The organism is Kitasatospora sp. NPDC093558 (assembly GCF_040683475.1).
Taxonomy (GTDB): domain Bacteria; phylum Actinomycetota; class Actinomycetes; order Streptomycetales; family Streptomycetaceae; genus Kitasatospora.
In genome coordinates this window covers 1-7,801 of sequence record NZ_JBFBDY010000308.1, presented here as the reverse complement: position 1 = coordinate 7,801, position 7,801 = coordinate 1, and the positions used below count along the sequence as shown (strand labels likewise).

The 7,801-nt window shown below is 73.8% G+C and carries 8 protein-coding genes and 1 pseudogene; 5 read left to right on the top strand and 4 right to left on the bottom strand.

The genetic code is table 11. The features are described 5' to 3' along the window. A pseudogene (locus AB0O00_RS24600) lies at positions 1–1,261 on the top strand (hypothetical protein); the annotation flags it as partial. A gap of 4 nt (positions 1,262–1,265) precedes the next feature. On the opposite strand, the gene nucS reads toward AB0O00_RS24600, so the two are convergent. Next, the gene (gene nucS / locus AB0O00_RS24595) at positions 1,266–1,925 is read right to left on the bottom strand and encodes an endonuclease NucS (RefSeq protein ID WP_363655155.1); all 660 of its coding nucleotides are present in this window, start codon (positions 1,923–1,925) and stop codon (positions 1,266–1,268) included. Positions 1,926–2,412: 487 nt separating this feature from the next. Between nucS and AB0O00_RS24590 the strand changes: the two genes are divergently transcribed. After that, entirely contained in the window at positions 2,413–2,805 is a 393-nt protein-coding gene (locus tag AB0O00_RS24590) for an SCO5389 family protein (RefSeq protein WP_363655153.1), read from the top strand. 76 nt (positions 2,806–2,881) lie between these two features. Here AB0O00_RS24590 and AB0O00_RS24585 read toward each other — a convergent pair whose 3' ends face one another. Continuing rightward, the gene (locus tag AB0O00_RS24585; RefSeq protein ID WP_363655157.1) at positions 2,882–4,048 is read right to left on the bottom strand and encodes an LLM class flavin-dependent oxidoreductase; all 1,167 of its coding nucleotides are present in this window, start codon (positions 4,046–4,048) and stop codon (positions 2,882–2,884) included. A gap of 389 nt (positions 4,049–4,437) precedes the next feature. Between AB0O00_RS24585 and AB0O00_RS24580 the strand changes: the two genes are divergently transcribed. Next, positions 4,438–4,758, top strand: a complete 321-nt coding sequence (locus AB0O00_RS24580; RefSeq protein ID WP_363655151.1) for an ATP/GTP-binding protein — start codon at positions 4,438–4,440, stop codon at positions 4,756–4,758. 36 nt (positions 4,759–4,794) lie between these two features. Here AB0O00_RS24580 and AB0O00_RS24575 read toward each other — a convergent pair whose 3' ends face one another. Beyond that, positions 4,795–5,565: an ABC transporter permease subunit gene (locus tag AB0O00_RS24575; protein WP_363655149.1), complete on the bottom strand. Its 771-nt coding sequence runs from the start codon at positions 5,563–5,565 to the stop codon at positions 4,795–4,797. A gap of 1 nt (position 5,566) precedes the next feature. Beyond that, the gene (locus tag AB0O00_RS24570; protein ID WP_363655148.1) at positions 5,567–6,571 is read right to left on the bottom strand and encodes an ABC transporter ATP-binding protein; all 1,005 of its coding nucleotides are present in this window, start codon (positions 6,569–6,571) and stop codon (positions 5,567–5,569) included. 92 nt (positions 6,572–6,663) lie between these two features. On the opposite strand from AB0O00_RS24570, the gene AB0O00_RS24565 reads away from it, so the two are divergent. Beyond that, on the top strand, positions 6,664–7,461 hold the full coding sequence (locus AB0O00_RS24565; protein ID WP_363655146.1) for an alpha/beta hydrolase: 798 nt from the start codon (positions 6,664–6,666) through the stop codon (positions 7,459–7,461). Then, a complete protein-coding gene (locus AB0O00_RS24560) occupies positions 7,458–7,769 on the top strand; it encodes a hypothetical protein (protein WP_363655144.1) in 312 nt (103 codons plus the stop codon). Before AB0O00_RS24565 ends, AB0O00_RS24560 begins: the two co-directional genes overlap by 4 nt. Positions 7,770–7,801 lie beyond the last annotated feature (32 nt).

Sequence of the window (7,801 nt, the reverse complement as noted above, 5' to 3'; positions counted from 1 at the left end):
CCCGACCGCGCCGCACCTGCCCGCGCTGATCGACGTCGGCCAGGGCGAGAGCGCGCTCGCCGAACTCGCCGACGCCGGGCTCGCGGTGTCCATCGGCGGTCACCACCGGCTGACCGCCGGGGCGCTCGAACTCCTCCTTCCGCACTGGCCGGCGCGCGGCAGTGTCGACGGTGCGGCGCAGCACTTCGCCTGGTGGGTGGGGCACAGCTCGGTGTCGCTCGGGCAGATCGCGGCCGAGGCGGAGGTGGTGATCGGCGTCCTGCTGGCCGACCGCACCGCCGGGCGCCACGAGGCCGTCGTCCGGCTGGCCCGGGCCGCCGCGCCCGCGCTGGCGCTGTCGCTGCGCTGGGGGGCCTGGGAGCGGGCGCTGCAGCTCGGCCTGGAGGCCGCCCGGCGGACCGCTTCCAAGGCCGACGAGGCCTGGTTCCACCACGAGTTGGGCGTGTACGCGATCTGCGCGCAGGAATCGTCGCAGGCGATCGCCGAGTTGGAGACCGCGCTCACCCTGCGGGCCGTCGCCGGCGAGCAGCGCGGGGTCGCGTCCGCGCGCCGGATGCTCGACCTGCTGCGGGCCGAGGGCCGCCAATTGCCGGGCGCCCAGCCCGCCGCGGCGGCGCCCGCGCGCGGGCCGGTGATCCGCAAGATCGCGGCCAGGGTGCCGTCCGGGCTGCGGTCGGGCAGGCGGCGGCGGGTGGCCGTCGCGTCGGCGGCGGTGCTCACGCTCGGGGTGCTCAGCACGGCGGTGGCGATGAGCGTCACCGGGCCGGGGGAGCAGCGGACCAACGATCCGCACAGCCGGCTCGACCAGGACGACACCGGCTCCAACGGGCAGGTCCCGCTGCCGCACGCCAGTACCGGCGCGCCCTCGACGGCGGGCGCGGACGCCCCGGGCGGCAGCCCGGCGGCGAGTGCGACCAGTGCGGAGCCCTCGGCGAGCGGCAGTGCGACGCACTCGCCGTCCGCGTCGGCGTCGGCCTCCGCGTCGGCGTCGAAGAAGCCGAGCCGCTCGCCCGGCGCGACGGAGTCGGACGTCCCGCAGCAGCCGCAGCCCTCGCAGCCCGCTCCGGGCGACCCGCAGCCGCCGGTGCAGCCGCCGGGGCCGGGGCCGAAGCCTTCGCAGCCGCCGGGGCCGCAGCCGTCCCAGCCGCCGGCGCCGAGCAGTTCCCCGAGCGCTTCGACGCCGCCTACGACGACGCCGCCGTCGAGCACGCCCACGACGACACCGCCGTCGAGCACGCCGACGTCGACGAAGTCGCCGTGAGGCGTCAGAACAGCTTCAGCTTGTCGTCGTCGATGCCGCGCAGCTCGTCGTAGTCCAGGACCACGCAGCCGATGCCCCGGTCGGTGGCCAGGACACGGGCCTGGGGCTTGATCTCCTGCGCGGCGAAGACGCCCTTGACCGGGGCCAGCAGCGGGTCCCGGTTGAGGAGTTCGAGGTAGCGGGTGAGCTGCTCGACGCCGTCGATCTCGCCGCGGCGCTTGATCTCGACGGCGACCGTCGTCCCGTCGGAGTCGCGGCACAGGATGTCGACCGGGCCGATCGCGGTCGGGTACTCGCGGCGGATCAGGGACCAGCCGGCGCCGAGCACCTCCATCCGGTCCGCCAGCAGCTCCTGGAGGTGCGCCTCGACGCCGTCCTTGATCAGGCCCGGGTCGACCCCGAGCTCGTGGGACGAGTCGTGCAGCACCTCCTCCAGGGTGATGATGAGCTTCTCGCCGGCCTTGTTCTCCACCGTCCAGACCCCGTCGGCCTCCTTGAGGACGCACGGCGGGGACATCCAGTTGAGCGGCTTGTAGGCGCGGTCGTCGGCGTGGATGCTGACGCTGCCGTCGGCCTTGACCAGGATGAGCCTGGTGGCGGAGGGCAGATGGGCGGAGAGCCGACCGGCATAGTCGACTGAGCAGCGGGCAATTACGAGACGCACGGTCGACCACGCTAGCCCACCGGGGCCAGTTGATGCGATTCCGCGACGACGGGGTGAAGGAAGCGCGAACCCCGCGAACATGGAGGTTCGGCGGTTCCGGGGATGCCTCCCGCGGTCTGGCGCCCCTACGCTGGGGTCGCTACCGTGTGTGACGGCATGCGTGCGGGACCGCTGTCAACGGGGATGGAGACTTCAGATGAACGATCCGACAGGATCCGGCCATTCTGGTGCACCGCGGCGTATTTGCGGAGCAATCCCTAGGAACCACCGGCCTGGCCCGCCGTTGACTGCCACGCTGTTCTGAAGCGGTCGGTGTCCGGGACGTCACGTCCAGTGGCGCCGCCGCACCTTCGCACGGCGCCGGAAACAGCCCGTATCGCCGCTGTTCCGGACCTCCCGTGCGATGTCGCCCACCCTCACTGTGAGCTTTTGGACTACGCACCACCGCCCGCGCGCCGCGCGCGGGCGGTCCGCGAGAGGAGAATCCATGTCGCTCGACGTCTCACCGGCCCTGCTCGAAAAGGCCGAGCGGGGCGAGGTCGACGAGCGGGAATTCGTCGACTGCGTCCGCGTCTCGCTGCCGTACGCCTGGAACCTGATCAGCTCGCTGGTCGCCCAGGCGAAGGTCGACGGCACCGACTTCGCCGACAACCAGGTACCGCCGCCCAGCGAGCAGGCCCGTGGCCAGCTCCTGCGGGCGCTCGCCAGCGACGCCATCCGGGGTGCCCTGCAGCGGCACTTCGGGGTCAGGCTGGCCTTCCAGAACTGTCACCGGGTGGCGGTGTTCGTGCCGTCCGACGCCAACGAGGCGCGGTTCGACCGCTTCACGTCCGTCCGGGAGCAGCTGCTCAACCAGTCCGAGGAACTGCGGGACTGCTGACCGGCCCGCTCACGGCGGCGCCGGAACGCCGTCGGCCCCTCCCCCGGTGCGGGGGGAGGGGGCGGCGCGGGCCGGCTCAGCCCAGTTGCGGGAGCACCTCCGAGCCGAGCCGGGCGATGTTGTGCAGGGTCGCCTCGCGGTCGCCGCTGCCCTCGGCGAGCAGCGCGAAGCGGCGGATGCCGGTCCGTTCGGCGGTGGCCAGCAGGCGGTCGGCGCACTGCTTCGGGGTGCCCACCGCGTGCAGGTCGCACAGCAGCTCGGTGTACTGGTGCGGGTCGCGCATCTTGCGCTCCCGGCCGTCCACCGTGCGGTGGGCGCCGAGCCCGTACTCGAACCAGCCGGGCATGGCGCTCAGCAGCGTGGCCCGCGCCGTCGAGGTGCGGTCGTCGACCTGGGCCACGCCGGCCGCGACGTGCCGGCGGTTGACCCGGCGCAGCTGCTCCTCGTCGCGTCCGGCGGCCAGCCAGGCGCTCCGGTACAGCTCCAGCATCGCCACCTTGTCGTCGTCGCCGGAGTGCATGCCGAGCAGCATCGGCAGGCCGCGCTCGGCGGCGAGCCTGACCCCGGCCGGGGACGTGCACGCGACGACCACCGGCGGTCCGGCCACCGGCCGTCCGGCGGGGTTACGTTCGTCGCCCGCGCCGAGGCCCGCACCGGCCCCCTCGACGTCCTGGCGCTGACGCGGCAGGCGCACCCGGCCGCCAGGCTCGCCGAGGCCCAGCCAGGCGCCCAGCCCGGGGCGGCGCAGCGGCTCGGTCGCCCGCGGGACGACGGCGACCTCGGGGAAGGCGAACTGCGGCCCGTCCGCGCCGACCCGGGAGCCGCGCAGCCAGCGCAGCAGCAGGTCCAGCCGCTCGGGGAAGCCGTTCTCGAAGGCGTCCACGCCGCTGCCGAACACGTCCAGGTCGATCCACGGGCCGCCGCGGCCCACCCCGAGCGTGAAGCGTCCGCCGGAGGTGAGGTGCAGCAGCGCGGCCTGCTCGCCGAGTGCCACCGGGTGGGCGGTGGACAGCACGCTGACGGCGGTGCCGACGCCGATCCGGCGGGTGCGGCCGAGCAGCAGTGCGGCGAGCGTGGCGGCGTTCGGGCAGACCCCGTACGGGACGAAGTGGTGCTCGGCCAGCCAGACGCTGTCCAGGCCCGCGCGTTCGGCCTCGACGGCGGCGCGCACGGTGCGGTCGAGTGCCTCGCCGTGGCTCTGTCCGGGGAACTGCGCGGAGAGCATGAAGGCGCCGACCCGGATCGGCGCGGTGTCCGCGGGGAACGCGCCGGCCCGCTGCGCGGCGGGCAGCGGATCGCCGGCGGCGGCCGTCACGGCGGGGACGGAGCTCAGCACGGGCCCGGGGGCGGGCGGCCGGACCCCGACGGGCCGACGGGTCTCGGCGCGGGCGGTGGTCTTGGACATCGGTGGGCCTCCTCGGGTGCGCGCAGGGTCTGCGGGCCCCGCCTGTTCCCCTTGTGGGTATCGGATGTCATGTGCCAATGGCACGCCGAACCATGAATTTCGGGGAAGATCGGGTGGATCTCGCCGGAAACCCCGAACCGGCGCGTGATGCCGTGATAGAGGCTCGCGGGGGCCGCGTCCGGCCGTAGGCTGGAGCGGTCCCGAGCCACTGGAGAGAGGTAGTCGCCGTGTCGCCCCGCCGCAACCGGATCAAGAGCGCCGCCGACCGGGCGGACGAACCGGCCGCCCCGCTGGGCGGTTCGCTGCGCCGTACCGAGAGCTACCAGGGCGACGACTGGGTGGTCCAGACGGTCGCCGGGACGTCCGGGCGGCACTACCGCTGCCCGGGCTGCGACCAGGAGATCCCGTCCGGGGTCGGCCACGTGGTGGCCTGGCCGATGCACGGCGCGGGGGTGGACGACCGCCGGCACTGGCACCGCGCGTGCTGGGGAGCGCGGGAGCGCCGGGCCTCGAACGTGCTGCGAGGCCGCGGCGCTCCGCGGTACTGACTCCGGGCCACCGGCTCCGGCCGGCCGGCAACTCCCTTACGCGTCGCGGTTCTTGAGCACCAGCGCGCCGCCGACCAGGGCGGCCAGCGTCCAGGCGAGGCAGATCGCGAAGCCGGGCCAGGCCCCGTACGGCTGGCCGGGCTCCCCGTACACGAGCAGCATCCGCCTGCCCGCGTAGTCCGGGAAGTAGTGGGCCAGCGTCTTGACCTTCGGCACGGCCGAGAGGATCGGCGAGAGCAGGAAGAAGAACGGCACCAGCACGCCCAGCGCGAGCGTCTGGTTGTGCAGCATCGTCGTGACGCCGGCGGAGAACAGGCAGAGCATCGTCAGGTAGAGCGCGGCGCCGAACACCGCGCGCAGCACGTGGGGTTCGCCGAGGCTGGTGGAGTGCGAGCCGAGCAGGGCCTGGCCGACGAAGAACGTGACGAAGGCCGTCACCACCGAGACGGCCAGCGCCAGCGCGCCGAGCACCACCGCCTTGCCGGTGAGCAGGGTGCCGCGCTGCGGGACGGCGGCGAGGCTGACGCGGACCATGCCGCTGCTGTACTCGTTGCCGATCGCCAGGACGCCGAAGACGATGATGGCGAGCTCGCCGAGCATGATGCCGGAGAAGGCCGTGCCGGTGGCGTCGAACGGGATCTCGCCCTCGTGGCGCCGGAATTCGGTGAAGTTGTTGTTGGTCAGCAGGGACAGCAGCGCGCCGATGCCGACCGTGACGACGAAGGTCAGGGCCAGGGTCCAGACCGTCGAGCGGACGCTGCGGATCTTCGTCCACTCGGAGCGCAGGATCGCGGGGAAGGACGTCATCTCAGTTCTCCTCCTGTCCGGCCGCGGCGGCCGTCCGTTCGCCGCCGGGCTGCCAGCCGGCGCCCCTGACGCCGGGGGCGCCGGCCGCGTCCCGGCCGGGACCGTCACCGGCGTGGTACTCCACCGAGTCGGCCGTCATCTGCATGAACGCCTCCTCCAACGAGGCCTGCTGGGGGCTGAGTTCGTGCAGGACGACGCCGTGGCGGGCAGCCAGTTCGCCGAGCCCGGCGAGGTCGCCGTCGACCACCTCGTAGGAGCCGTCGGGACCGGCCTCGTGGCGGATCCCGGCGCCGGCCAGGACGTCCAGCAGGCGCTCCGGGCTCGGGGTGCGCAGCCGTACGGCGGAGCGGGAGTTGCGCCGGATGAACTCGGGCATCGGCATGTCGGCGAGCAGTCGGCCACGGCCGATGACGACGAGGTGGTCGGCGGTGACGGCCATCTCGCTCATCAGGTGCGAGGAGACGAAGACGGTGCGGCCCTCGCCGGCGAGCCGCTTCATGAGGTTGCGGATCCAGAGGATGCCCTCCGGGTCCAGGCCGTTGACCGGTTCGTCGAACATGACGATCTCCGGGTCGCCGAGCAGTGCGGAGGCGATGCCGAGGCGCTGGCCCATGCCGAGCGAGAAGCCGCGGGCGCGCTTGCGGGCGACCGGGGTGAGGCCGACCAGGGCGAGCACCTCGTCGACCCGGCGCTCGGGGATCCGGTTGCTCTGGGCGAGCCAGAGCAGGTGGTCGCGGGCGGTGCGCCCGGGGTGGACGGCCTTGGCCTCCAGCAGCGCGCCGATGTACTTGAGCGGCTCGCTGAGCTGTCCGTACCTCCGGCCGTCGATGGTGACCCGGCCGGAGGTGGGTCTGTCGAGGTCGAGGATCATGCGCATGGTGGTGGACTTGCCCGCGCCGTTGGGGCCGAGGAAGCCGGTGACGACCCCCTGGGGTACCCGGAAGCTGAGCCGGTCCACGGCGAGGGTCTTGCCGTAACGTTTTGTCAGGTCGTGCAACTCGATCATTCGCGCTCCCTTACTCTCTGTCAGGCTAGGACAAAGCGGATATCGCGGCCCGCTGAGTGGGCCCGCCGGGCGCACCGGAATACGGTGGCCCCATGACCCAGCTCCCCTCAGCATTGTCGGTGCGCGAGAGCGGCACCGGAACGCCCCTCGTACTCCTGCACGCCTTCCCGCTGAACGCCGCGATGTGGTCCGCCCAACTGGACGCGCTGCCGGGGCTGACCGGCGACGAGGCCCGCGTGCTCGCCCCCGACCAGCGGGGGTTCGGCGGCACCGCGCTGGGCACCGACGAGCCCTCGCTGGACCTGGTCGCGGACGACCTCGCGCTGCTGCTGGACGCGGCCGGCATCGACCGCGCGGTGGTCGCCGGGCTCTCCATGGGCGGTTACGTGGCGCTGGCCTTCGCCCGCCGCCACCCGGACCGGCTCGCCGGGCTGCTGCTGGCCAACACCCGCGCCACGGCCGACACCGACGCCGCCCGCGCCAACCGGGAGCGCATCGCCGCCGCCGTCCTCGCCCGGAACAGCGTCCAGCTGCTGCTCGACGAGCGGGTGGCGGCCGGCCAGCTCGGGCCGGACTCGCAGCACCTCGTCGAGCGGGTGCAGGCACTGGTCGCTGCCGCCCCGCCGGCCGCCGTCGCCTGGGCGCAGCGGGCCATGGCGGCCCGGCCCGACTCGCAGGAGGTGCTCGCCGGGGTGCGGGTGCCGACCGCGGTCGTCGCGGGCGCCGAGGACGCCCTGATGGGCGTCGAGGAGGCGGAGCTGATGGCCCGGCTGCGCCCGGACGCCGAACTGACCGTCATCCCCGGGGTGGGCCACCTGAGCGCCCTGGAGGCACCGGAGGCGTTCGACGACGCGGTGCGCAAGCTGCTCGCCCGGGTGGCCGCCGGATGACCGAGGAGGAAGCCGGCTGGGACTTCTCGGCCCTGGAGGTGACCGGCCGGATGCCGCTGACCAACCGCGGCGAGGGGCTGCTGGAGCTGACCCTCGAGCCGCTCGGCGAGGACTACTGGATGCGCCCGGGGGAGACCTTCATCGTCACCTCGTACGGCGACCACGGCCCGGGCCACCCGTTCGAGGTGCAGTACTGGCCGGACTCGGTCTCGGTGTGGTGCACGTCGTGGTTCGGCACCGTCTCGGACGACGAGGGCAACCAGCTCAGCAGCGGCCACCAGCGGCCGGACGGGGCCTACCCGAGATGATGAGGCCATGAACGACGGCGGGCCCTCACCCG